20 protein-coding genes and 1 riboswitch are annotated in these 23,185 nt (G+C 62.2%); of the genes, 13 read left to right on the top strand and 7 right to left on the bottom strand.

Going from position 1 to position 23,185, the window contains the following annotated elements:
- Positions 1 to 166 precede the first annotated feature (166 nt).
- The gene (locus tag J2X71_RS28815) at positions 167 to 2,479 is read left to right on the top strand and encodes an NADP-dependent malic enzyme (RefSeq protein ID WP_310387615.1); all 2,313 of its coding nucleotides are present in this window, start codon (positions 167 to 169) and stop codon (positions 2,477 to 2,479) included.
- 48 nt (positions 2,480 to 2,527) lie between these two features.
- On the opposite strand, the gene J2X71_RS28820 is transcribed toward J2X71_RS28815, so the two are convergent.
- On the bottom strand, positions 2,528 to 3,061 hold the full coding sequence (locus tag J2X71_RS28820; protein ID WP_310387617.1) for a ribonuclease H: 534 nt from the start codon (positions 3,059 to 3,061) through the stop codon (positions 2,528 to 2,530).
- Between the two features lie 197 nt (positions 3,062 to 3,258).
- On the opposite strand from J2X71_RS28820, the gene J2X71_RS28825 reads away from it, so the two are divergent.
- Positions 3,259 to 4,341, top strand: coding sequence for a DUF2865 domain-containing protein (locus tag J2X71_RS28825; protein ID WP_310387619.1), 1,083 nt, complete (start codon positions 3,259 to 3,261; stop codon positions 4,339 to 4,341).
- Between the two features lie 29 nt (positions 4,342 to 4,370).
- Here the strand turns inward: J2X71_RS28825 and J2X71_RS28830 are convergent, their stop codons facing one another.
- Positions 4,371 to 5,225 (bottom strand): LysR family transcriptional regulator, encoded by an 855-nt coding sequence (locus tag J2X71_RS28830; protein ID WP_310387621.1) that lies wholly within the window; start codon positions 5,223 to 5,225, stop codon positions 4,371 to 4,373.
- Between the two features lie 134 nt (positions 5,226 to 5,359).
- Between J2X71_RS28830 and J2X71_RS28835 the strand changes: the two genes are divergently transcribed.
- A complete protein-coding gene (locus J2X71_RS28835) occupies positions 5,360 to 6,904 on the top strand; it encodes an MFS transporter (RefSeq protein ID WP_310387622.1) in 1,545 nt (514 codons plus the stop codon).
- 17 nt (positions 6,905 to 6,921) lie between these two features.
- Here the strand turns inward: J2X71_RS28835 and bluB are convergent, their stop codons facing one another.
- Complete coding sequence (gene bluB, locus J2X71_RS28840; RefSeq protein WP_310387624.1) at positions 6,922 to 7,623, bottom strand: 5,6-dimethylbenzimidazole synthase; 702 nt, start codon at positions 7,621 to 7,623, stop codon at positions 6,922 to 6,924.
- Positions 7,624 to 7,664: 41 nt separating this feature from the next.
- A riboswitch (cobalamin riboswitch) is annotated at positions 7,665 to 7,855 on the bottom strand.
- Positions 7,856 to 7,997: 142 nt separating this feature from the next.
- Here bluB and J2X71_RS28845 point away from each other — a divergent pair.
- Both J2X71_RS28845 and J2X71_RS28850 read left to right on the top strand, forming a co-directional pair.
- Positions 7,998 to 9,434, top strand: coding sequence for an MFS transporter (locus J2X71_RS28845; RefSeq protein WP_405049771.1), 1,437 nt, complete (start codon positions 7,998 to 8,000; stop codon positions 9,432 to 9,434).
- A gap of 240 nt (positions 9,435 to 9,674) precedes the next feature.
- A complete protein-coding gene (locus tag J2X71_RS28850) occupies positions 9,675 to 10,742 on the top strand; it encodes a 3-deoxy-7-phosphoheptulonate synthase (RefSeq protein ID WP_310387626.1) in 1,068 nt (355 codons plus the stop codon).
- A gap of 57 nt (positions 10,743 to 10,799) precedes the next feature.
- On the opposite strand, the gene J2X71_RS28855 is transcribed toward J2X71_RS28850, so the two are convergent.
- The 3 genes from J2X71_RS28855 to J2X71_RS28865 are packed head-to-tail and all read right to left on the bottom strand — an operon-like array spanning position 10,800 to position 13,540.
- On the bottom strand, positions 10,800 to 11,633 hold the full coding sequence (locus J2X71_RS28855) for a hypothetical protein (RefSeq protein ID WP_310387628.1): 834 nt from the start codon (positions 11,631 to 11,633) through the stop codon (positions 10,800 to 10,802).
- A gap of 24 nt (positions 11,634 to 11,657) precedes the next feature.
- Positions 11,658 to 13,337 carry an NAD+ synthase gene (locus tag J2X71_RS28860; RefSeq protein ID WP_310388004.1) on the bottom strand — a complete coding sequence of 560 codons (1,680 nt, stop codon included), beginning with the start codon at positions 13,335 to 13,337 and terminating at the stop codon, positions 11,658 to 11,660.
- A 44-nt stretch (positions 13,338 to 13,381) separates the two neighbouring features.
- Positions 13,382 to 13,540, bottom strand: a complete 159-nt coding sequence (locus J2X71_RS28865) for a hypothetical protein (protein WP_162748097.1) — start codon at positions 13,538 to 13,540, stop codon at positions 13,382 to 13,384.
- On the opposite strand from J2X71_RS28865, the gene J2X71_RS28870 reads away from it, so the two are divergent.
- The 8 genes from J2X71_RS28870 to J2X71_RS28905 all read left to right on the top strand — a co-directional run bounded on the left by J2X71_RS28870 (position 13,539) and on the right by J2X71_RS28905 (position 22,770).
- A complete protein-coding gene (locus J2X71_RS28870) occupies positions 13,539 to 14,075 on the top strand; it encodes a DUF1003 domain-containing protein (RefSeq protein ID WP_113324491.1) in 537 nt (178 codons plus the stop codon). The genes J2X71_RS28865 and J2X71_RS28870 overlap by 2 nt on opposite strands.
- A 124-nt stretch (positions 14,076 to 14,199) precedes the next feature.
- The gene (locus J2X71_RS28875) at positions 14,200 to 16,932 is read left to right on the top strand and encodes a winged helix-turn-helix domain-containing protein (protein WP_310387633.1); all 2,733 of its coding nucleotides are present in this window, start codon (positions 14,200 to 14,202) and stop codon (positions 16,930 to 16,932) included.
- An 82-nt stretch (positions 16,933 to 17,014) separates the two neighbouring features.
- Entirely contained in the window at positions 17,015 to 17,548 is a 534-nt protein-coding gene (locus J2X71_RS28880) for a transporter (protein ID WP_310387635.1), read from the top strand.
- Positions 17,549 to 17,613: 65 nt separating this feature from the next.
- Positions 17,614 to 18,252 carry a helix-turn-helix domain-containing protein gene (locus J2X71_RS28885; RefSeq protein ID WP_310387637.1) on the top strand — a complete coding sequence of 213 codons (639 nt, stop codon included), beginning with the start codon at positions 17,614 to 17,616 and terminating at the stop codon, positions 18,250 to 18,252.
- The gene (locus J2X71_RS28890; protein ID WP_310387639.1) at positions 18,249 to 19,487 is read left to right on the top strand and encodes an MFS transporter; all 1,239 of its coding nucleotides are present in this window, start codon (positions 18,249 to 18,251) and stop codon (positions 19,485 to 19,487) included. The genes J2X71_RS28885 and J2X71_RS28890 overlap by 4 nt, the downstream gene beginning before the upstream one ends.
- Before the next feature lie 84 nt (positions 19,488 to 19,571).
- On the top strand, positions 19,572 to 20,363 hold the full coding sequence (locus J2X71_RS28895) for a phosphotransferase (protein WP_310387641.1): 792 nt from the start codon (positions 19,572 to 19,574) through the stop codon (positions 20,361 to 20,363).
- A 404-nt stretch (positions 20,364 to 20,767) separates the two neighbouring features.
- A complete protein-coding gene (locus J2X71_RS28900; protein WP_310388006.1) occupies positions 20,768 to 21,598 on the top strand; it encodes an alpha/beta hydrolase in 831 nt (276 codons plus the stop codon).
- Positions 21,599 to 21,828: 230 nt separating this feature from the next.
- Positions 21,829 to 22,770 (top strand): MBL fold metallo-hydrolase, encoded by a 942-nt coding sequence (locus J2X71_RS28905; RefSeq protein WP_310387643.1) that lies wholly within the window; start codon positions 21,829 to 21,831, stop codon positions 22,768 to 22,770.
- Here J2X71_RS28905 and J2X71_RS28910 read toward each other — a convergent pair.
- Entirely contained in the window at positions 22,767 to 23,162 is a 396-nt protein-coding gene (locus J2X71_RS28910; protein ID WP_310387644.1) for a GFA family protein, read from the bottom strand. The genes J2X71_RS28905 and J2X71_RS28910 overlap by 4 nt on opposite strands.
- Positions 23,163 to 23,185: the final 23 nt, after the last annotated feature.

The raw sequence follows: 23,185 nt of genomic DNA on the forward strand, positions 1-23,185 counted from the left end.
CAAACCGCAGGAAAGGCCGGCAAGCCTTTCAATCCACCGGCCAATGTCAGCTCCCCGTTACCATCAGGTCAAAAAGTTCAGCTGCGGCTATTTCCGTACTGTTCCGACCGGTCGATTGATGTATGGAGGAGTCTTCAAAAGACTTCGAACAACGCTGGAGGCGGCGATGGATCACCAGGAAAAATCCAAATCGGAAAAGAATTTGACGGGCGGTAGCCTCGACGAGCAGGCGCTTTTCTTCCACCGCTATCCACGCCCCGGCAAGCTGGAAATCCAGGCGACCAAGCCGCTCGGCAACCAGCGCGATCTGGCGCTCGCCTATTCTCCGGGTGTCGCCGCTCCCTGCCTCGCTATCCGTGACAATCCGGAGCAGGCCGCCGACTATACGTCCCGCGCCAATCTCGTTGCCGTCATTTCCAACGGCACCGCCGTGCTCGGCCTTGGCAACATCGGCCCGCTCGCCTCCAAGCCGGTCATGGAAGGCAAGGCTGTCCTCTTCAAGAAATTTGCCGGCATCGACGTCTTCGATATCGAAGTGGATGCGCCAGATGTCGATCAGATGGTCGCTACCGTCGCTTCGCTCGAGCCGACCTTTGGCGGCATCAACCTTGAAGACATCAAGGCCCCGGAATGCTTCCGCATCGAGAAGCAGCTGCGCGAAAAGATGAAGATCCCGGTCTTCCACGATGACCAGCACGGCACCGCAATCATCGTCGCCGCCGCCATCCTCAACGGCCTGGAACTCGCCGGCAAGAAGATCGAAGAGGTCAAGATCGTTGCGTCAGGCGCCGGTGCGGCAGCGCTTGCCTGTCTCAACCTGCTGGTGACGCTCGGCGCGAAGCGCGAAAACATCTGGGTCCACGATCTCGAAGGCCTCGTCTATGAAGGCCGCGTCGAGCTGATGGACGAGTGGAAGGCGATCTACGCCCAGAAGAGCGACACGCGCACGCTTGCCGAAAATATCGGCGGCGCCGACGTCTTCCTCGGCCTGTCCGCTGCCGGCGTCCTGAAGCCGGAGCTGCTGGCGCAGATGGCCGACAAGCCGCTGATCATGGCGCTTGCCAACCCGACGCCGGAAATCATGCCTGATCTCGCCCGCGCAGCGCGTCCGGACGCGATGATCTGTACCGGCCGCTCCGACTTCCCGAACCAGGTCAACAACGTCCTCTGCTTCCCCTATATTTTCAGGGGTGCGCTGGACTGTGGCGCCGAGACGATCAACGAGGAAATGAAGATGGCGGCCGTGCGCGCCATCGCGGCCCTCGCCCGCGAGGAGCCGTCGGACGTTGCTGCCCGCGCCTATTCCGGTGAAACCCCGGTCTTCGGCCCCGACTATCTCATCCCCTCGCCCTTCGACCCGCGCCTCATCCTGCGCATCGCGCCTGCCGTCGCAAAGGCTGCTGCCGAAAGCGGCGTCGCCCGCCGGCCGATCACCGATTTCGATGTCTATCTCGACCATCTGAACCGCTTCGTCTTCCGCTCCGGCTTCATCATGAAGCCGATCTTCACGGCGGCAAAGACGGCTGAGCGCAAGCGCGTCGTCTTCTCGGAAGGTGAAGACGAGCGCGTGCTGCGCGCCGCTCAGGTTCTGATCGAAGAAGGCATTGCCGAGCCGATCATCATCGGCCGCCCGCAGGTCATCGAAACACGCCTGAAGCGCTACGGTCTGCGCATCCGCCCTCTGTCGGATTTCGAGGTCATCAACCCCGAGGACGATCCGCGCTTCCGCGAATATGTCGATCTCTATCTGCAGCTGGTCGGACGTAGCGGCGTCATACCGGAGGCAGCGCGCACCATCGTTCGTACCAACACGACAGTCATCGGTGCGCTGGCGCTGAAGCGTGGTGAAGCCGATGCCCTGATCTGCGGCCTCGAAGGGCGTTACGAGAAGCATCTGCGCGACGTGCGTCAGATCATCGGCAAGCGTCCGAACGTGCGCGATTTCTCTGCGCTCAGCCTGTTGATTTCGCAGCGCGGCGCGACCTTCTTCACCGACACCTATGTGACCTTCAATCCGACGGCCGAGGAAATCGCCGAGGCGACAGTGCTGGCAGCCGAGGAAATCAAGCGCTTCGGCATCACCCCGCGCGCCGCCCTCGTCTCGCATTCGAACTTCGGTTCGCGCGAATCCGAAAGCGCCACCAAGATGCGCAATGCGCTGCAGCTGGTGCGTGAAGCGGCTCCCGATCTCGAAGTCGACGGCGAAATGCACGGCGAAAGCGCGATCTCTGAGGAGCTGCGCCGCCGCGTCATGCCGCACACGACGCTGCATGACGAAGCCAACCTGCTGGTCTTCCCGAACCTCGATGCGGCCAACATCACGCTCGGTGTCGTCAAGTCAATGACCGACGGCCTGCATGTCGGCCCGATCCTGCTCGGTACCGCAATGCCGGCCCATATCCTGGCGCCGTCGGTTACGTCTCGCGGTGTGGTCAACATGGCAGCACTTGCTGTTGTCGAGGCATCGCAGCCGGCGTAAGCCGCGCTGCGGCCGTCTGCGAAGCGACGGCCGTTGGCTTCCGGCATATCAGGCACGCCGTATGGATCGGCGTCCCTGATCCGACAGCTCGTCGGCGCGTTCGTTACCTTCAATGCCGGAATGGCCCTTGCACCAGGCAATCGCTATCAATGGATTCTGGGATAGCGCGATATCGACGGCTTTCCAGAGTTCCGCATCCGAGATCGCCCGGTTTCTGGCCTTGCCACCTGGGTTGCTTTTCTTCCAGCCATTGTTCCTCCAGATAGGACGCCAGCTGTTGCAGCCGTCTACGGCGTAGACGGAATCGGACCAGATGACCGCTGCCACGCCCTCTGCTGTGCGGCTGATCCAGATTGCCGCCTCAAGCACTGCAGTCAGTTCCATCGCATTGTTGGCGGAATCTTCTACGCCGCCGAAACCGGACGCGATTTCCACGCCATCGCGGTAGGCGACGAAGGCCCACCCGCCCTGCCGCGTACCGGGCTCATAACAACCGTCCACGAAAACGTGAAGGCCGTGTCGGGGTTCCGGTTTTACCGGTGTCGTTGAGAGAGAACGAATCTCGTCGGAAATTCCTGTCATATCAGCCGTTTAGATATCAGCGGGCTCCCGCGTAGCTGCGGGAGAGATGGGAGTGGAAGCATAGGGCTTGCTGGATAAGATCGCAAAAATGCGCTAGGAATTACTTCGAGCTTATTAAGGGAAATACGTTAAGACAAAGCGCGGTCGGTTGAAGCCGCAATTGACCGATAGATACTTTCTCATTCCGGGACGACGTCGTGAAGCGCCGAAACCTGTCTCTCCTCTTCTTTCTGGCATTTGCGGTTCCGGCAGCCGCTGAGACCAATGCGATCTGCGAGGATCTGCGCGGGCGTCTTGCCGATCTGCCGCAATCGATCGGCACGAATGGTGCCGAGATGCGCCAATATGCGGGCGCGCTTGCCGAACAGAACCTGGAATTGCGCAAGGTGCGCGGCGATCTGCGCCGCTACGGCTGCACGTCGGGCAGCATGGTCGTCGTCGGCGGCGAAAATGCCGGCTTCTGTGAGGAGCTTGAGCAGTCCGAAGCCAAGATGGTGGACAATATCCGCTACCTGCAGGATCGCCGCAACGAGTTGCGCCAGGGTGGCGCCGATCCGGCCCGCGAGGGGCTGATGGCGGCACTCGAAGACAATGGCTGCAACAGCGACAGCTTTAGCGAACCTGCGCAGGGTGATGCCTATGCTCCGGCTCCTTCCATCGAGGAGCAGGCCATGCGCGGCGACACCTTCATTCCGCTTGGCGGCGGCGAGCGTTACGGCCTGCCGCGGGCGGAAATGCTCTCGCCCGTCAGCACCATCTGCGTACGCACCTGCGACGGTGGCTTCTTCCCGATCAGCAATAATGCAACCTCGGTCGATTTCGGCCGCGATGCCGCGACCTGCGCCAAGATGTGCCCTGGTGTGGAGACGGAGCTCTATTACCGCGACATCTCCAGCGCCGAAGCCTCGAACATGATCTCGACGGCAACGGGCGCCCCCTATGGCGCGATGAAGAATGCCTTCGCCTACAAGACCCGCGCACCCGGCGAAAAATCCGCCTGCTCCTGCAATCTGACCGCCTATTACGAGGAAATGCGCAAGAGCCAGGCAGCCTATGCGCCGGCGCCTGAGCCGAAGGGTTCGATCACCACGATCCATATGGAAGCACCGAAGGCTGCGAGCGCCCCGCCCGCCCCGCAGGCGCAGGTGCCGGATCGTCCCTACGACCCCGCCAGCAACAAGGTGCGCCAGGTTGGCCCGCAATTCCTGGCCGGCGATCAGGGCAAGATCGATCTCACCAATCCGGCGACATCAGGCCCGCAGCCCCAACAACAGCAATAACCACGATATCGGCAATCAAAATCGCATCTTCAGTTTGACGAGCGGTGCTCCCGGAAGGCTGCCGCCAGTGTGCGCAGCGCCGCACGCGACTTGGCATCCGTCAGTGTCGAATGCAGCACGACCTCGGAGGATGGCAGCGCCGGCAGGCCGAAGCGCTCGCTGACCTCGATCGTGCCGACAGGCGCCAGACGATGGGAGAAGGTCGAGACGGCAAGCCCGGCTGAAACGGCTGCTGTCACAGCCGAAGAGCCTCCGCCGAGGAAGACTTCCGCCCAGGGAATGCCCGCCGCATCGAGCGCTCGGGTGCAGACATCCCGCACCTTGCAGTTGGGCGACAGTGCTGCAAGACGCAGCGGTTCGCCGTGGCGATATTCGAATTGCGGCGTTGCAAACCAGCCGAAATGCTCTGGTGCCAGAACCTCGCCATCGCGCCGGTCCTCATCCCGACGGACGATCGCCGCATCCAGGTCGCCGCGATCGAAGGCGGCGAGCAACTCGCAGGAATTGTCGAGCCGCACCTCGATCGTCAACCCCGGGTCATGGGCATTGAGGCGCGCAAGCAGCGTCGGTACTTCCGGTCCGGCGACATGGGCCGCAATGCCCAGCCTGAAATGACGGCGCGACGAGGAAAGTGCCGCGATCGCCCGGTCATGGGCAGCGAGGAATTCCCGTGCGGCATCAAGAAATACCGCCCCCTGTGCCGAAAGCCGCACCAGCCGCGGCGTGCGTTCGATCAGCCGATGGCCGAGCCGCTCCTCCAGCCGTTTGAGCTTGACGCTGATCGCCCCTTGCGTGCTGCCGAGCTCATTGGCGGCGCGGGTGAAGCTCTTGTTCTCGGCGATCGTCACGAAAGCCTGAACGGAATCGACATCGAGCATGGTCATTGGATCTATCCGAAATTGTTGTGTCTGAAATACTCAATCATCCAATTCTGTAATGATCAAGCTCTGCTTATGCTGACGCAAATGGACGACAACGGATGTCACCCTTGCAAGTCTCAACGTCGAAAGGCCAAAGCATGACCCCTGCCTCCCCTCCATCCTCACGTATCAGAGGCATCGTCGCCCTGATGGCGGCCTGCCTCTCCTCACTGATGTTCGGCCTTGAAATATCGAGCGTACCGGCAATCCTGCCGACGCTGGAAAAGGTGCTGCATGCCGATTTCAGCGCGCTGCAATGGATCATGAATGCCTATACGATCGCCGTGACGACGGTGCTGATGGCAGCAGGCACATTAGCCGATCGCTACGGCCGCAAGCGCGTCTTCCTGATCGGCATTGCCGCCTTTGACCTCACCTCGCTGATTGCCGGCCTTGCTCAGGATGTTTCGCTGCTAATCGTTGCTCGCTTTCTGCAGGGCATGAGCGGCGGCGTGATGCTGATCTGCCAGGTGGCCGTCCTCTCCCATCAATTCCCGGAGGGCAGAGCCCGCAGCATGGCCTTCGGCTGGTGGGGCATCATCTTCGGCATCGGCCTCGGCTTTGGCCCGATCATAGGCGTTGCGATCGTAGCAGCCGCCGGCTGGCAATGGGTCTTCCTCATCCATGCCGTGCTGGCTGCCGTGACGGTGGCCCTTGCCGTAACGGGCGTTGAGGAATCGCGTGACCCCGCTGCAGGACGGCTCGATATCGCCGGCATCGCCACCCTTTCGCTGGCGGTCTTCTGCCTCGCTTTCTTCATCACCCAGGGTCCGGCTCTCGGCTTTGCCAGCCCTACCGCGCTTGCCATTATCGGACTTTCCGCGGCAAGCCTCGTCGCCTTCATCTTCGCCGAGAGGCTGAACCCGCGACCGATGTTCGATGCCTCGGTCTTCGGCATCCGCGCCTTCTCGGGCGCCATCATCGGCTCGGCTGCCATGAATATCAGCTTCTGGCCCTTCATGATCTATCTGCCGATCTGGTATGAAGCCGGTCTCGGTTATGGCAGTGTGGCCGCGGGTCTGGCGCTGCTTGCCTATACGCTGCCGACGCTCGTCGTACCGCCGCTCGCCGAACGGCTCATGCTGCGCTATCGGCCGGGCATCATCATTCCCGGCGGCCTTTTCACCATCGGGCTCGGCTTCCTGCTGATGAAATCAGGCAGTGCCGCCGCCGCGCCAAGCTGGCTGACGATGCTGCCTGGCGCGCTGCTTGCCGGCATCGGGCTTGGCTTCACCAACACTCCGGTCACCAATACGACGACAGGCGCTGTCTCCAGCGATCGCGCCGGCATGGCTTCCGGCATCGACATGAGCGCCCGGATGATCTCGCTCGCCATCAACATCGCCGTCATGGGCTTCATCCTGTTCAGCGGCGTGCTCTCCCACCTCAAGAGCACCTTGCCAACCTCGACGGATGCCGGCGACCTGCGCCTGCTCGCCGAACGGATCTCCGCCGGCAACATTGCCTCCCTGCCAGACATTCCGGCCGGGACGGTGCATGATGCGCTGGTCGCAGGCTTCGGTGGCGTCATGCTCTATGGCGCGATTGGTGTCTGGCTTCTCGCCGCCGCAAGCTTCCTCGTCTTCGCCCATTGGAAGACGCCGGCCTGCGCCGAGGATTGCGGCACCCAGCCGGCAGAATGATGCACACCCGCGCCGGCTCAGACCGGCGCGGCCTCGCTTTCCACCTGCCCCCAGCCGTCATGGAAAACCAGCTCTTCCAGCGCCATCCGCTGCCGCCAGCCTTTGACCGCCAGTTCCGGCTTATCATAGAGCCGGTCGACGAAGCCGGCGCAGAGCCAGGCGACCATCTCGATGTGATCGGGAATGCCGAGGATCTCCTTCAGGTCACCCTCGCGAAAAATGCTGACCCAGCCGATGCCCACCCCTTCGGCGCGAGCAGCAAGCCACAGGTTCTGGATGGCGCAGACGGTGGAATAGCTGTCCATACGCGGATTATGCGTGCGCCCCAGCACCACGCTGCCGCTGCGGGTTGGATCGCAGGTCACGCAGATGCCGAGCGGCGCCTGGACAATGCCTTCGAGCTTCAGCGAACGGTATTGCTCCTGCCGCTCGCCGTCGAACATGCGGGCCGCTTCTTCATTCGCCCTAAGGAAGGCATCGCGTACCCGCGCCCTTACCTCGACGCTCTTCACCAGAATGAAATTCCACGGCTGCATGAAGCCGACCGAGGGCGCGTGATGCGCGGCGGTCAAAAGACGCGTCACCAGATCATCCGGCAAGGGATCGGGCAGGAACTGGCTGCGCACGTCACGCCGCGTCATGATCGCGTGATAGACGGCCTCGCGTTCGGCCGCAGAAAAGCTGGATGCCGGGCAAACGGCATCATCAATGGGTCGCATCGTCAAATCCCCAACAACGCAACCGCCCGCCGTCCGCGCGGGTTGGGTCTATCTTGCCAGGCCGGTCTTCTGACTTGGCGTCATCCGCTTGACCGCTACCTTCCCGGCCTTGCGGCCAGTGGCATTCTATGCGGCAAGCGTCGGCCTTACAGCGTTGGGCACGTTCCGGTCTTGCACCGGATTCCCGATTCTCCCGCTTGTGAAAGCGGGCACCTGACGGGTGATCTATGGCGCGGAAACGGCATGGCGGCAAGCTGCATGCGACATTCATTTCGTGGACAGGCTGAAAATGCTGGCCTAGAACGAGACCCGACGCCGCTGGCGCCGAATCCTCTCTCATTGCCTTCCGGTTGCCCGTGTCCCGTCTAACGCCGATGATCCTTGCGGTCGCCCTGTTCATGGAACAGATGGATTCGACCGTGATCGCCACCAGCCTGCCGGCGATTGCTGCCGATATAGGCACCTCGCCGATCGCGCTGAAACTTGCGGTAACGAGCTACCTCGTGGCGCTCGCAATCTTCATCCCGATCAGCGGCTGGATGTCGGACCGCTTCGGCGCACGCAACATCTTCCGCCTGGCGATCTTCGTTTTCATGGTTGGCTCGGTCGCCTGCGCATTCTCCAATTCCATCGCCGCCTTCGTTATCTCCCGCCTCATCCAGGGTGCCGGCGGCTCGATGATGACGCCGGTCGGGCGATTGCTCTTGGTGCGTGGCACGCCACGTCACCAACTGGTGAATGCCATGGCATGGCTGACCATTCCGGCGCTGATCGGCCCGATCATGGGCCCGCCGATCGGCGGCTTCCTGACGACATATCTCAGCTGGCACTGGATCTTCTGGATCAATGTGCCGATCGGCATTATCGGCATCGTCCTCGTCACCCGTTTCCTGCCGGCCGTCGAGCCGCGCAGCCCGAAGCCGATGGATTTTCCGGGCTTCTTCCTGTCGGGTATCGGCTTTGCCGGTTTCGTATTCGGCCTCTCCGTCATCAGCCTGCCCGCCGTTCCCGTCATCTACGGCTATGTCACTGTCGCCGTCGGCGTCCTCTCCGGCATCCTCTATTTCGTGCATGCCAGGCGCACGCCGCATCCGCTGCTCGACCCCAAGATGTTTCGTTACCCGATGTTCCGGGCGGCAATCCTCGGCGCCTCGAATTTCCGCATGGGCCTGGGCGCGCTGCCCTTCCTGATGCCGCTGATGCTGCAGCTCGGCTTCGGCCTGACGCCGCTGCAGTCAGGCTCGATCACCTTCATCAGCGCTCTTGGCTCCATGGGCTCGAAATTTGCGGCCAACCGCACCTATAACGCCTTCGGCTTCCGCAACGTCATCGCGCTGACGACCTTCCTCGCGGCAATCTTCCTCGGCGTGAATGGCTTCTTCACTGCCGAAACGCCGATGTATGTCATCATGGGCTGTCTTCTTGTCGGCGGCCTCCTCCGCTCCATGGCCTTTTCGGGCGTCAATGCCATGGTCTTCGGCGATGTGGACGAGGCCGACAGCAGCCAGGCGACTGCCATCAACGCGGTGGCGCAGCGCATCTCCATGGCCATGGGCGTTGCGGTAGCCGGCACGATCCTGGAAATCTCCTCGAGCTTCCACGGCGGCAAGCTTTTGGTCTCGGATTTTCATATCGCTTTCTTCATCGTAGCGGCGATATCAGCACTTGCCTGCATCACTTTCCTGCGCCTGCCCGCCAATGCCGGCGAGGAGCTGACGACACGCCGCCACAAGAACAGACATGCCGAGGCGGCAGAACCGGAAGAGGCCCAGGGACAGGCCCACGGACAGGCAATGGCGGAGAGCCGCTGAAAACTTCACGGATCTGTCGTTTTTCCTCACAGATTCTACGTGACAATTCCGATCGGCATGGCTACATAAGCCGCATGTCGATTTCGTCCGTTTACGCATCGCGATTTTATTCGTACCGCTGCTTCCAGCGGATGCGGGTCTGTGCGTAACCGAAACTAACGCGACGACAACCCGAACAGCCGCTAGTCAACCTGGCGGCTTTTTTGTTCCGCCACGGTATGACCAACAGGAGAGCATACCGTGACTGACACTATTGATGATCTGCGCATCGTCGAGATCACCCCGCTGACCAAACCTGCCGATATCATCTCGGAAATTCCGCGTGACGCCGCTGTTACCAAGACCGTGACCAGCACGCGCGACACGATCCACAATATCCTCACCGGTCAGGACGACCGCCAGCTGGTCATCATCGGCCCCTGTTCGATCCATGATCCGGCGGCTGCCCGCGAATATGCCGGCCGTCTCGTCGAGCAGCGACGACGTCTTTCCGGCGATCTCGAAATCGTCATGCGCGTCTATTTCGAAAAGCCCCGCACCACCGTCGGCTGGAAGGGCCTGATGAACGACCCGCATCTGGATGGCAGCTACCGGATCGAGGAAGGCCTGCGCCTCGCGCGCCGCCTGCTGCTCGACATCAACGCCATGGGCCTGCCGGCCGGCTGCGAATTCCTCGATACGATCACGCCGCAATATATCGCCGATCTCGTCAGCTACGGCGCCATCGGCGCGCGCACGACCGAAAGCCAGATCCATCGCCAGCTCGCCTCGGGTCTCTCCTGCCCGATCGGCTTCAAGAATGGCACAGATGGCAGCGCGCGCATCGCGCTCGACGCGATCATGGCGGCCTCCCAGCCGCACCATTTCCCGGCGGTCACCAAGGATGGACAGGCAGCGATTGCCTCCACGCGCGGCAACGAGGACTGCCACATCATCCTGCGTGGCGGCAAACGGCCGAACTATGAGGCAGCTGACGTGCAGGCTGTCATCGCCGAAGCCGTCAAGCTCGGCGTCGACCCGCGCATGCTGATCGATGCCAGCCACGCGAACAGCAACAAGGATCCGATGAACCAGCCGAAGGTCGTCCATGATGTCGCCGGCCAGATTCTTGCCGGCAACCACCACATCAAGGGCATGATGATCGAGAGCAACCTCGTCGCCGGCCGCCAGGATCTCGTCCCCGGAAAGCCGCTCGTCTACGGCCAGTCCATCACCGACGGCTGCATCGGCTGGGATACGTCGGTCGAGGTGCTCGAGGATCTCGCCAAGGCCGTCCGCGACCGCCGCAAGGCAGCCGTCGCAGCCTGAGTGGCCGCATCAGTCGCGGCGGGCAAACCCCGCCGCGTCATCCTTCAATGATGATGATCAGGCCTTCGCCGGAAAATACCGAACATAAGCGAATTCCTCGCCATCCGGTGACCAATTCGGCACGTTGATCGTGCCCTGCCCGCCGAAGAGCTCGAACAGCTCCGTCAGGTTGCCGCCGTCCATGTCCATCATCCTGAGCCTGACACTAAGATCACGCGGATGGTCGAAGACATCGGGGTCGTAGGAGAGAATCAGCACCTTGTCGTTGTTGGGTGACGGATGGGCGAACCAGTTGCCGTAATTGTCTGATGTCACCTGCTGGAGACCCGTACCATCGGGGTGGATGCGCCAGATCTGCATCAGCCCGGTGCGGCTGGAGTTGAAATAGATCCACTGCCCGTCGGCCGACCAGTCCGGCCCATCATTGCGGCCTTCTCCATGCGTCAGCCGCTTCTCCTCGCCGCCTTTGACCGAGATCGTGTAGATATCGAAGAGGTCGTTGCGGATGCCGCAATAGGCAAGTTCGCGTCCGTCGGGCGACCAGCCATGCCAGTAGGACGGCAGGTTCTTGGTGATCAGCCGCGGCTTGCCGCCCTCGATCGGCAGGATGTAGATCGCCGACTTGCCGAACTCGGTCTTGTCGGAAATGACGATTTCCTCGCCATCGGGCGAAATGCCGTGGTCATTGTTGCAGTGGACTGCAAAGCCGGTATCGACCTTCTCAACGAGATCGCTGCCGTCGAGCCGCAGGCGGTAGAGCAGCCCGTCGCCATTGATCAGCAGATAGGCGCCGTCGCCTGAGAAATTCGGCGCCTCCACCAGCGCCTCCGTCTGCCAGACGACGCGGCTTTCGCCTCTCCTGACGTTGTAGATTTCGACAGAGCTGCGCATCTCGTCCTCTCCCAGATGAGTTTTCTATCGATCCCGGAACCGGTTGGTGATCGGGTAGCGCCGGTCGCGGCCGAAATTCTTTTTCGTGATCTTCACGCCCGGCGCCGACTGACGGCGCTTGTATTCGGCGAGGTAGAGCAGATGCTCGATACGGTGGACCGTCTCGACATCATGGCCGCGCGCCACGATCTCCTCGACCCCCATTTCCCGCTCGACCAGGCATTCGAGTATGTCGTCGAGCACGGGATAGGGCGGCAGCGAATCCTGGTCCTTCTGGTCGGGACGAAGCTCGGCGGACGGTGCCTTGTCGATGATGTTTTGCGGAATGACCACGCCTGAAGGGCCGAGCGCGTCCGGCGGCACATTCTCATTGCGCCAGCGGGCCAGCGCATAGACCTGCATCTTGTAGAGATCCTTGATCGGGTTGAAGCCGCCGTTCATGTCCCCGTAGAGCGTCGCATAACCGACCGACATTTCCGACTTGTTGCCCGTGGTGACCACCATCGAGCCGAACTTGTTGGAGATCGCCATCAGGATCGTGCCGCGTGCACGGCTCTGCAGGTTCTCCTCGGTGATACCGCTGTTCGTGCCCTCGAAGAGGCTCGACAGCGCCGAGGAAAAGCCCGTCACGGGTCCCTCGATCGGCACGATATCGTAGCGGCAGCCGAGCGCCTTGGCGCAATCGGCCGCATCCTTCAACGAGTCTTCGGACGTATAGTGATAGGGCAGCATGACCGTGCGCACCCGTTCCTCGCCGAGCGCATCGACGGCGATTGCCGCGCAGATCGCCGAATCGATGCCGCCCGAGAGACCGAGCACGACATTCTTGAAGCCGTTCTTGTTCACATAGTCGCGGAAACCGAGCAGGCAGGCGCGGTAATCGGCCTCCTCGCTCTCGGGTATGCGCGCCATCGGCCCTTCCGAGCAACGCCAGCCGTTTTCTGTCCGCTTCCAGGTCGTCACCGCAAGGGCCGTTTCGAACTGGCTGAGCTGGAAGGCGAGCGACTTATCGGCATTGAAGGCAAAGCTTGCGCCGTCGAAGACGAGTTCGTCCTGGCCGCCGAGCTGGGCGGCATAGACCATCGGCAGGCCTGTCTCGATCACCTGCTTCAGCACCACCTGATGGCGGATATCGACCTTGCCGCGATAATAGGGCGAGCCATTTGGCACGAGCAGGATTTCCGCGCCGCTTTCGGCGAGCGTCTCGCATACACCCAGATCGCCCCAGATATCTTCGCAGATCGGAACGCCGATGCGCACGCCGCGGAAATTCACGGGTCCGGGCATCGCGCCCTGGTCGAAGACGCGCTTCTCATCGAACTCGCCGTAATTCGGCAGGTCGATCTTGTCGCGCACCGCAATCACCTTGCCGCCGTCGAGCACGGCGATGGAATTGTAGCGGCCCGTCTCGTCCTGGCGCGGAAATCCGATGACGATGCCCGGTCCGCCATCGGCGGTGTCTGCCGCGAGGCTTTCGACCGCCGTCCAGCAAGCGCGGATGAAGGCCGGCTTCAGAACCAGATCTTCCGGTGGGTAACCGGAGATGAAAAGCTCGGTCATCATCAAGAGATGCGCGCCCTGCCGCGCCGCATCGGCGCGCGCCTCACGCACCTTGGCAAGGTTTCCGGCGACATCGCCCACCGTGGGGTTCAGTTGGGCGATGGCGATGTTGAAGGTCTGGGAGAGAGCGTTTTCCTGTGTCATGTCATTCATTTAATCCGCCCCTTCGTGCACCGCAATAAGCCGCTTCAAAAGCCGTAGCGATCTGCGGCGAAAATTTGATGAAGGGTGGCCCCATCGCTCTGCCTATCCCTCTGTTTGTCTTGCGCGACGCCGATACGCATTGCAATTTGCGGCGACGGCGGAATACTGCGCGCCAATTCGATCCACTCCCGGGACAATGCCATGTATAATCTTCCGAATTTCGTCCACCTGCATTTCGGCAAGCCGGCCGAAGAACTGGGTGACATCGAAAAGCGCGTGCTGGCCAAGGCACATGAGCGCAAGATCATCTCCACAGACGTCAACGCCGCCATTGCCGCCGAATCCTCCTTCGGCGAGCGGTTGGCCGATGGCATCGCCCGTGTCGGCGGCTCATGGTCCTTCATTCTGGCATTTCTGGCCTTTCTCGTCGTCTGGACCATCATCAACACGGTCATCCTTTTTTCCCGCGCCTTCGACCCCTATCCCTTCGTCTTCCTGAACCTCATCCTTTCCATGCTTGCGGCTATCCAGGCGCCGATCATCATGATGTCGCAGAACCGGCAGGCCGAACGCGATCGTTTCGAGGCCGCCAAGGATTATGAGGTGAATCTGAAGGCCGAGCTTGAGGTTCTGTCGCTGCATCAGAAGATCGATATGCGTGTGCTGACGGAACTGACTGCGCTGCGAGAGGATGTCTCCCGCCTGAACGCCATCCTTGCTGAGCGCGGGCAAGCTTGAGCCCGCTAAAATAGCACGGCCTTAAACGTCTGAAATCTCGTCGCAATTCCAGCCCTGTCACCGCGTTTCATTTGACAGGGAGCAGGCATTTAGCCAACCTGCGGCCATCACGCAGGGAGCATGCTTGGAAGAAGAGCTTCAGTTCGGTGCATTTTCGATAGTGCCCGCCAGGCGCAGCCTGTTGCGAGAAGGGTCTGCCGTGCCTCTCGGCAGCCGCGCCGTCGATATCCTGCTGTTTTTGCTCAACCATCCGGGCGAGCTGAAGACCAATGCGGAGATCGTCAGGCAGGTCTGGCCGGATACGTTCGTGGACGAGGCCAATCTGCGCGTCCACGTCTCGGCCCTGCGCAAGGCGCTGGGCGACATCAAGCGCGAACCGCAATTCATCACCAACGTGCCCGGCCGCGGCTATACCTTCATCGCGCCCGTCAACCGCCGGAACAATGGCGCAGTGCCTGTCGCTCGGCCGACACTCCCGAGATTCCGCCCCGAACGCCTGCCCGCCCGCATCTTCGGCCGCGAACAGACGATCGCGGCGGTGACCAGACAGCTCACCAAGGGCCGTCTCGTGACCATCGCCGGCCCTGGCGGCATCGGCAAATCCACCGTTGCCCGCGCCGTGATTGCGCGCGGCAGCTTCGATGGCGAGATCGTCTGGATCGACCTGTCGGAAGTCGCGACCGGAAATCTCGTGCCGACGGTCGTGGCGTCTGCACTCGGCATCCTCTCGCGCAGCGACGATATCGCAGTGGAGATCGCCGCCCATTTGCAGCCGCGCAATGTCCTGCTCGTGCTCGACAGCTGCGAGCATGTGGTGGGCGATATCGCCAAGCTCACCGAAGACCTGCTGGCGGAAGCGCCCGATCTGCATATCCTCGCCACCAGCCGCGAGCCGCTGCGCGCTGAAGGCGAACGTGTCCACCGTCTGCTGCCGCTCGACCTGCCCTTGTCTGCCGTGACAGCAGAGGCTGCCCTGGCCTCGCCCGCCGTCCAGCTTTTCGTCGAACGCGCCGATGCCTGCCTCGGCGGTTACGAGCTGACGGACGGGGACGCCGCCGATGTCGTCGATATCTGCACGAGGCTCGATGGCATTGCGCTGGCAATCGAGCTTGCCGCTGGCCGGCTGGAGGCGATGGGCATCGCCGCCCTCTCCCGCTCGCTCTCCGACTGCTTCCGGGTATTGACGCGCGGCCGGCGCACGGCGCTGCCCCGCCACCAGACACTGCGCGCCACGCTCGACTGGAGCTACCTCATCCTGTCGCCGGAGGAGCAGCAGGCGCTGCGCGAACTCTCCGTCTTCCGCGGCCGCTTCAGCAGCGGGGCCGCAGCCGCGGTCCTCTCCGGCACCGAACCCGGGGATTTGCTGGCCGCCCTCGTCGCCAAATCGCTGGTCGTGGTCGAGACCGCGACCGACGAAACGCTCTACCGCCTGCTCGATACGACCCGCCTCTATGCCGGCGAAAAGCTTGCGGCCTCGGGCGAACTGCCCGATGTCATGGCCCGCTTCTCCGCCTGTCTCTCTAGCGCGCTCGAAAGCGCCGAACAGGATCTCTATGCCGCCTCACCGGAGGAATGGCCTGACGATTTCGCCCAGCAGGTGCCGGGCCTGCGCGCAGCCCTGGACTGGGCCTTCGGTCCATCAGGCGGCGATGCGCTGCTCGGCGTACGCCTGACGGTCGCCGCCCTGCCGCTTTTCTTTCGCCTGTCATTGCTTGACGAGTGCCTGGCGGCCCTCACCCATGCAATAACCTTCCTCGATGCCCGCCCCGGCCTTGACGAGAAAAGCCGCATGAAACTCTATGCCGCGCTCGGCTGGCCGCAGCTTCGTGCCACCAATGCACCCGAAGACGGCGTTGCCGCCTGGACGACGGCCTGGCGGATCGCCGAGGAACTCGGCGATGTCGATCATCAACTTCGCGCCATTTGGGCGCTTTGGGTCGATGTGCTGAACCGCGCCGAGCCTCGCCAGGGACTGGAGCTGGCGGAACGCTTCGCAGCCCTTGCTCCGTCCTCCGCCGATCCGACCGATGTCGTCATCGGCAGGCGCATGAAGGCTGCTACGCTCCACTGGCTCGGCCGCCACGGCGAGGCCCGCCAGGAGCTTTTGGCGATGCTTGCCGACTACGAGCATGTGCCGCAGGCCCGCCATTCCGTCCGCTTTCAGTTCGACCAGCGCGTGACGGCGCGTATCATCATCGCCCGCTGCCTCTGGATATTGGGCGACGAGAAGGCCGCGCTGAAGGAGGTCGAAGAGACAATGCGCTACGCCCGCGATATCGGCCATAACCATTCGATCAGCAATCTTCTCGCCGAAGCCGTCTGCCCGCTGGCGCTTCTCTCCGGCAACGACGGCGAAGCGGCTGCCGCGATCCGGCTTCTGCGTGACCATACCAAGGCCCTGTCGCTCGACGTTTGGCACACCTATGCCGACGGCTTCGAGGCGGAGCTACGTCTGCGGGACGGCGAATACCGGCTCTGCCTCGCAAAGCTGCGCCCGGCAATGGACATCCTCGATCTTGCCGGCTTCAACCTTTTCCGCACTTACTTCCAGTCCATCGAGGCGCAGGCCCTGTCCGGCCTCGGTCAACATGCGGAAGCCCATGCGGTGATCGATAGCGCCTTGGAGCATGGCGATGTCTCGGGCGAACGCTGGTGCCTGCCCGAACTCCTGCGGGTGAAGGCAATGGTCACCGCAAAGGGGCAGAGCCCGGAAGGGCTGGACGCCGCTTCAGCCATCCTCGAGGCGGCACGCGTCGCTGCAAGGCAGGATGGCGCGATCGGCTGGGAACGCCGCATCAACGTCGATCTCGAAGCCCTCGGCCATGAACCGGCGCAGCTTTCGGGCGCGGCCGGCTAAACCCGTTTACACCGATTTACAACGATCAACTCGTCCGCTTCTCGTTGTCCGTGCATCATTGCTCCCCAAGAGGAGCATGCCCATGGACGTCCAAATACCCATCCGTTTTCTGATCATTCTCGCTGCGGATGGAGATAACAGCGAGGTCAGGATCGCCCGCCTCGCACCCGCCTATTACCTTTTCAGGGATGCACCGGCAGAAATCGTCCTCGCGACACCATCAGGCGGCTTCCCCGATCTGACAAGCGAGTTGCGTCAGAGCGTCCATAAGGAGCCTACTGTCGGACGTTTCCTCACCGACCGCGCCGCACGCGACGATCTCGCCGATACTCTGCGCCTCGACCAGATCGTGACAGAGGATTTCGACGCCGCCTTCTGCATCGGTCTTTCCGGCCCGCTCTGGTCCGCCGAGGGCGTCGCAGCCACGATCCGCGCCTTTCTGACATCGGGCAAACCGGTCGCCGTCATTCCCGGCCGGCGTCTGGACATAACACCCGAAGGTGCCGCCGCCGGCCTGCTGATCCTCGGCGACTGCGAAGCGTCCCCGCTGCTGTCAGCCCATGCACTTCTCAAGGTCGTGCTGGAAGGCCGCAAGACAGTGACGTCGGCGGGTTGACGGTCTACTGTCACATCTGCAAAGAAATCTTTGCAAAGATTCATTTGCGATACTAAGCTGCCGCCATGAAAACACCCGTTCCTACACCAGCGTCATCTACATCCCGCGACGTCAGCCGGGTCGTCCCCGACGTCACGGCGCTGAAGGCGCTCGCCCATCCGGTGCGCCTGCGCATGCTCGGCATGCTCCGCATCGATGGTCCCGCAACAGCAACGCAGCTCGCGACACGGCTCGGGCTCAACAGCGGCGCGACGAGCTATCACCTGCGCCAGCTTGCCCAGTATGGTTTCATCGAGGATGCGCCGGGGCCATCCCGTCGTGACCGCTGGTGGAGGGCATGCCACGAGATCACCTCGGTGCCGCCGGCGGAAACCGAAGGCGAGGCTTTCGATATGGACGTCGCCTTCACGCAGGCGATCCTCTCCCTGCAGGTCGATCAGATGCAGAAGGCAGTCGAGGAATATGCCGAGCTGCCGCTCGCATGGCGGAAGGCCAGCACCGCAAGCGACATCATCATTCCGCTGACTTCTGAAAAGGCCGAAGCCCTGACGAAGCGGCTGAACGACCTCCTCATGGAAGCGATGTGCGAGGCCCCGCCCCTCGGCGAGCCACTGCCATCAGGCACGGTGCCTTTCACTGTCATGCTGCACGCCTTTCCCTATCCGGGCCGCCTGCCGCATGGCGAGGAAGAGAGCGAGCCATGAGCCACCGCAGTCCCTTCATCGCGCTCGCGGTCGCCGAAACGCTTTCCATTTCAGGCACGCGGCTCTCCAGCGTCGCCGTCCCCTGGCTGGTGCTGAGCACGACCGGCAGCCCCGTGCTGACCGGCCTCGTCGCCATGATGGAGATGCTGCCCTATGTCGTCGCCAAGGCGCTCGGCGGCCCCCTGATCGACCGCGTCGGCCCGAAGCGCATCGCTGTCATCTGCGACAGCGCCTCGGTGATCGCCGTCGGCCTCGTGCCCGTGCTGCATCTTCTCGACCTGCTCACCATGCCGATCCTGCTGCCGATCGTCTTCGCCATGGGCGTTTTGCGCGGCCCCTCGGATGCCGCCAAGCAATCCATGGTCCCCGACATTGCGGAACTCGCCTCCGTGCCGCTGGAACGCGTGACCGGAGTCGCTGGCGCCATCGAGCGCCTGGCATCCGCTGCAGGCGCGGCTGGCGCCGGCGCGCTGATCGCCCTTGTCGGAGCAAGCCAGGCGCTAGCCGTCAACGCCCTCACCTTCGCCGCTGCCGCCGTGATCGTCGCAGCCGGCATCCCCCAATTGCGGCGCGCTCCGAAGCCCGAAGCAACCGGGATCGCCGCCTATGGCCGTGAACTCGCGGAAGGCTGGCGCTTCCTGCGCCGCGATGCGGTGCTGGTCGCAATCGTGCTGATGGTGGCAACCACCAATTTGCTCGATCAGGCCCTCGGCGCCGTCTTGTTGCCGGTCTGGACGCAGACCTCGGGCCATGGCCCGGCCCTGCTCGGAACCATGTTTGCCGTTTTCTCCGGCGCCTCGATTATCGGCGCCGTGATTGCCGCCATGATCGGCGAGCGCCTGCCGCGCCTTGCCGTTTACACGGTCGCCTTCCTGCTGACCGGCTTTCCGCGCTTTCTGGTCTTTGCGGTGGAAACGCCGCCTGCGATCATTTTTACGACGCTCGCCATTGGCGGCTTTGCCTCGGGCTTCCTCAATCCCATCCTCTCGGCCGTGCTCTTCGAGCGCACGCCGAAGCCTTTGATAGGCCGCGTCACATCGCTGAATGCCGCGCTCTGCTGGGCGCTCCTCCCCTTCGGCGGGCTTGTCGGCGGCGCATTGGTGGATGCCTGGGGCCTTTCAACCGCATTGCTTCTGACAGGCTTAGCCTATCTCGCCGCCACGCTCGCGCCACTGGCGCACAGCAGTTTCCGTGGCTTCGACAAGCGGCGGATCGCCGACGCCAGCCCCTCCTAAGCAGACTGCCGAACTGTTCGTGGGCAACCCTGTCTATTTCCGCTATCTGGTTGCAAGTGCGATCATGGCTCTGGGGGAGCAAGGATGCCGACATCAGATGACGAAACGCCACTCGCAGGTGGTAATATCAATGCCGGCGTCGTCAGGGTCGCCGATACGGTACGCCGTTCAATGAGCCCGAATAGCGGGAACGTGCACAGGCTGCTGAAGCAACTGGAACGGTGGGGTTTGGCCTATGCGCCTCGTTTCCTAGGTATCGATGACAGCGGAAGAGAAATCCTCTCTTACATGGCAGGCACGGCGATGATCCCGGAGACGCTCTGGGAGAATACCGCTGCCCTCACCGAATCCGCCACAATGTTACGGAAGCTGCACGATGCGACCCGAAGCCTGGACTTCGTCCCCGACGGCAATTGGGCCTATACCTACCCTCTTGCCGAACGCAATGACGTGATTTGTCACAATGATTTTGCGCCCTACAACATGATCTTTCGGGATGGCCTCCCGGTCGCGATCATCGATTTCGACCTCGCAGGTCCGGGGCCGCATCTGCGAGACCTCGCTTACCTCGCCTATTGGTTCGCACCGCTTTCTTTTTCCTCCGAAGACCTAGCCGAACCCTCGGCCCGCGACCTTGCCAATGGCAGCAGCCGACTGAAGCTGCTCTGTTCAGCCTATGGCACCAGCGACTATGTCGGCCTGCTCGATATGGTCCTAGAGGTGCTGAACCACATGGGGGACGAGACGGCGGTTGCGAAGATGGTCGGTCGGGACGCGGCAACCAGGCTGCAAGAGCGCGGACACTTCAATCATTGGAAGAAGGAGGCCAGATCTTTCAACGAGAACCGGCCGGTCATCTGGCGCAATCTGCAATGATCGCTTCGGGCAATCCAGTTTGCTGATCTTCTGAAGGCGGTAATCCCGCTAGCGCCGGCAGCTTCGAGAATAAAAAGCTTGCGGATAACATACTGTCTTCATGAGGTAATACGTCTAATGGCGCATTGCCGTCATTTTTGCTTTGCATCAATTTACGACGGTTAACTCGTATCGCTGCCGGAAGTGAGTCAGCTTGTTCTCGTCGAAGAGGCGCGGAGAAGCCCGCAAGGAGGCAACCATGCCACACGGAGGCGATCATGAGTGAACGCAGCATTGCACTGACGGCGGATGCCACACGGCGGGACGTTCTTCTGGCAGGAGGCGCCGCCATTGCGGCCATCGCCCTGCCGAAAGCCGCGCTTGCCGCAACCAGTCCAACATCACCAGAAAATTGGAGCCAGACCATGCCTTTCATCAAGACCAAGGACGGAACTGAAATCTTCTACAAGGATTGGGGTTCGAAGGATGCCCAGCCGATCGTCTTCCATCACGGCTGGCCGCTCAGCGCCGACGACTGGGACGCGCAGATGATGTTCTTCCTCGAAAAGGGTTTCCGCGTCATCGCCCATGACCGCCGTGGCCACGGCCGCTCGACCCAGACCTTCGAAGGCAACGAGATGGATACCTATGCGGCCGACGTTGCCGCACTGACCGATCACCTCGATCTCAAGAATGCCGTCCATATCGGCCACTCGACCGGCGGCGGCGAAGTCGTCCACTATGTCGCCCGTGCCAAGGAAGGTCGTGTCGCCAAGGCCGTGATCATCGGCGCCGTGCCGCCCATCATGGTCAAGTCGGACAAGAACCCCGGCGGCCTGCCGCTCGAAGTCTTCGATGGTTTCCGCGCAGCCCTCGTCGCCAACCGCGCCCAGTTCTTCCTCGATATCCCGACCGGCCCCTTCTATGGCTTCAACCGTCCGGGCGCCAAAGTCAGCCAGGGCGTGATCGAAAACTGGTGGCGTCAGGGCATGATGGGCGGCGCCAAGGCGCACTACGATTGCATCAAGGCCTTCTCCGAAACCGACTTCACCGAAGATCTGCAGAAGATCACCGTGCCCGTTCTCGTCATGCACGGCGATGACGACCAGATCGTCCCCTATGCCGATTCGGCGCCGCTGTCGGCCAAGCTGCTGAAGAACGGCACGCTGAAGACTTATCCCGGCTTCCCGCACGGCATGTGCACCACGCATCCTGAAGTCATCAACCCGGACCTGCTGGCCTTCATCAAGGCTTAAGTTTTTCTCTCGAAGACATGCGAAGGCGCGCCCTTGCGGCGCGCCTTTTTAATCCTGATATGCGGTCGTCACCGTCGTCAGGGAATGGTTGTCCGGTATAGTGTCCTGGCATCGGCCGTAAAGAACTGAAAAGCAATGTAAATCATTGATAATGTTGAATTTTATAGGCGAAACCCTATCGCCGTGCTGCTATTGTCTCCTCATGGTGATATCTCCGAGGAGACGAGCAGATGAACAATCCGGACAATCTCGGCCTATCGGCCACGCGCCGTCAGCTTCTGGCCGGCGCCCTCTCGGGCGCGGCGGCCCTTGCCCTGACGCGCGGCACCTATGCGGCGCAGTTTCATCGCTTTACGCACGGCGCCTTCGATATCACTGTCATCAGCGACGGCTTCATCACTCTGCCCGCCGAAGTCCTGCTTCCCGATGCGACGCCGGAAGAGCGCCGACCGATCCTGGCGCGGCTCGGCGGAGATGCGGCCGGCGCGCCGGTTCAGGCCAATATCCCGCTCATCCGCCACGGCAGCGACCTCATCCTCATCGATAACGGCTCCGGCAGCCACTTCCAGGCTAGTGCCGGCAAACTCGCCGCCAACCTGAAGGCAGCAGGCATCGAGCCGGAAGCCATCACCAAGGTGATCTTCACTCACGCCCATCCCGATCATTCGGGTGCCACGACCGTGGCCGAAGGTAAGCTGCTCTATCCGAATGCCGACTATTTCGTCAGCGAGACCGAATGGAATTTCTGGACCGACAAGGACTATGAGACCCATATGCCATCAGCGCTGCACGATTTTGCCCGCGGCGCACAACGCGATCTCTTCGCGGTCAAAGACAGGCTCACCCTCGTCAAGCCGGGACAGGAAATCCTGCCCGGAATGCAGGTGATCGAAACATCTGGCCATACGCCGGGCCACATTTCCTTCGAGCTTGCCGGCGACGGCAATCTCCTCATCACGGGTGACGCCAGCACCAATGACGTGATCTTCTTCGAACATCCCGCCTGGCATTTCGGCTTCGACACCGATCCCGAAACCGCCCTGAAAAACCGCCGCATGCTGCTCGACCGCGCCGCCTCCGAAAAGATCAAGCTGCTCGGCTATCACTGGTCCTATCCCGGCGTCGGTTATGCCGAGCGCAAGGACAGCGCCTACCGCTTCGTGAAGGTTTAAGGTCGTACTGCATATTGCGGAACGCCATCGGGAATCTCATAGAAATCGGCCTTGTCGGCACAGAAGATATGATAGCCGAAGTGGAGCCCGCTTGGCTCGTCGAAAGCGCCGGCCAGGATGGACATGGCCGGCCCGCCGAGCCTCTGCCAGAACAGCGCCGAGCCGCACTGCAAGCAGAAGCCGCGCCTGGCCTCATCGCTCGACTGATACCAGCGCAGGTTTTCCTCGCCGGTAATAGTCAGCGCCGAAACCGGCACGTCGGCCGAAGCATAATAAAGCCCCGTCTGCCGCCGGCATTGCGAGCAATGGCAGCCGACCACGACATCGGGATTCTCCCGCGTTTCGAACCGCACCGCGCCGCACAGGCACCCGCCTGCATGATGTTCGCTCATTTCCGTTCTCCCCGAAGCAACTG

This window comes from Rhizobium sp. 1399, assembly GCF_031455475.1.
Classification (GTDB): Bacteria; Pseudomonadota; Alphaproteobacteria; order Rhizobiales; family Rhizobiaceae; genus Rhizobium.

Excerpts from the sequence above, each read along its gene's own strand:
- J2X71_RS28910 (WP_310387644.1), bottom strand. The coding sequence starts at position 23,162 with ATGAGCGAACATCATGCAGGCGGGTGCCTGTGCGGCGCGGTGCGGTTC.
- J2X71_RS28870 (WP_113324491.1), top strand. The coding sequence starts at position 13,539 with ATGTATAATCTTCCGAATTTCGTCCACCTGCATTTCGGCAAGCCGGCC.
- J2X71_RS28865 (WP_162748097.1), bottom strand. The coding sequence starts at position 13,540 with ATGGCATTGTCCCGGGAGTGGATCGAATTGGCGCGCAGTATTCCGCCG.
- J2X71_RS28815 (WP_310387615.1), top strand. The coding sequence starts at position 167 with ATGGATCACCAGGAAAAATCCAAATCGGAAAAGAATTTGACGGGCGGT.
- J2X71_RS28830 (WP_310387621.1), bottom strand. The coding sequence starts at position 5,225 with ATGACCATGCTCGATGTCGATTCCGTTCAGGCTTTCGTGACGATCGCC.
- J2X71_RS28900 (WP_310388006.1), top strand. The coding sequence starts at position 20,768 with ATGCCTTTCATCAAGACCAAGGACGGAACTGAAATCTTCTACAAGGAT.
- J2X71_RS28885 (WP_310387637.1), top strand. The coding sequence starts at position 17,614 with ATGAAAACACCCGTTCCTACACCAGCGTCATCTACATCCCGCGACGTC.
- J2X71_RS28820 (WP_310387617.1), bottom strand. The coding sequence starts at position 3,061 with ATGACAGGAATTTCCGACGAGATTCGTTCTCTCTCAACGACACCGGTA.
- J2X71_RS28860 (WP_310388004.1), bottom strand. The coding sequence starts at position 13,337 with ATGACACAGGAAAACGCTCTCTCCCAGACCTTCAACATCGCCATCGCC.
- bluB (WP_310387624.1), bottom strand. The coding sequence starts at position 7,623 with ATGCGACCCATTGATGATGCCGTTTGCCCGGCATCCAGCTTTTCTGCG.
- J2X71_RS28890 (WP_310387639.1), top strand. The coding sequence starts at position 18,249 with ATGAGCCACCGCAGTCCCTTCATCGCGCTCGCGGTCGCCGAAACGCTT.
- J2X71_RS28880 (WP_310387635.1), top strand. The coding sequence starts at position 17,015 with ATGGACGTCCAAATACCCATCCGTTTTCTGATCATTCTCGCTGCGGAT.
- J2X71_RS28835 (WP_310387622.1), top strand. The coding sequence starts at position 5,360 with ATGACCCCTGCCTCCCCTCCATCCTCACGTATCAGAGGCATCGTCGCC.
- J2X71_RS28845 (WP_405049771.1), top strand. The coding sequence starts at position 7,998 with ATGATCCTTGCGGTCGCCCTGTTCATGGAACAGATGGATTCGACCGTG.
- J2X71_RS28895 (WP_310387641.1), top strand. The coding sequence starts at position 19,572 with ATGCCGACATCAGATGACGAAACGCCACTCGCAGGTGGTAATATCAAT.
- J2X71_RS28905 (WP_310387643.1), top strand. The coding sequence starts at position 21,829 with ATGAACAATCCGGACAATCTCGGCCTATCGGCCACGCGCCGTCAGCTT.
- J2X71_RS28855 (WP_310387628.1), bottom strand. The coding sequence starts at position 11,633 with ATGCGCAGCTCTGTCGAAATCTACAACGTCAGGAGAGGCGAAAGCCGC.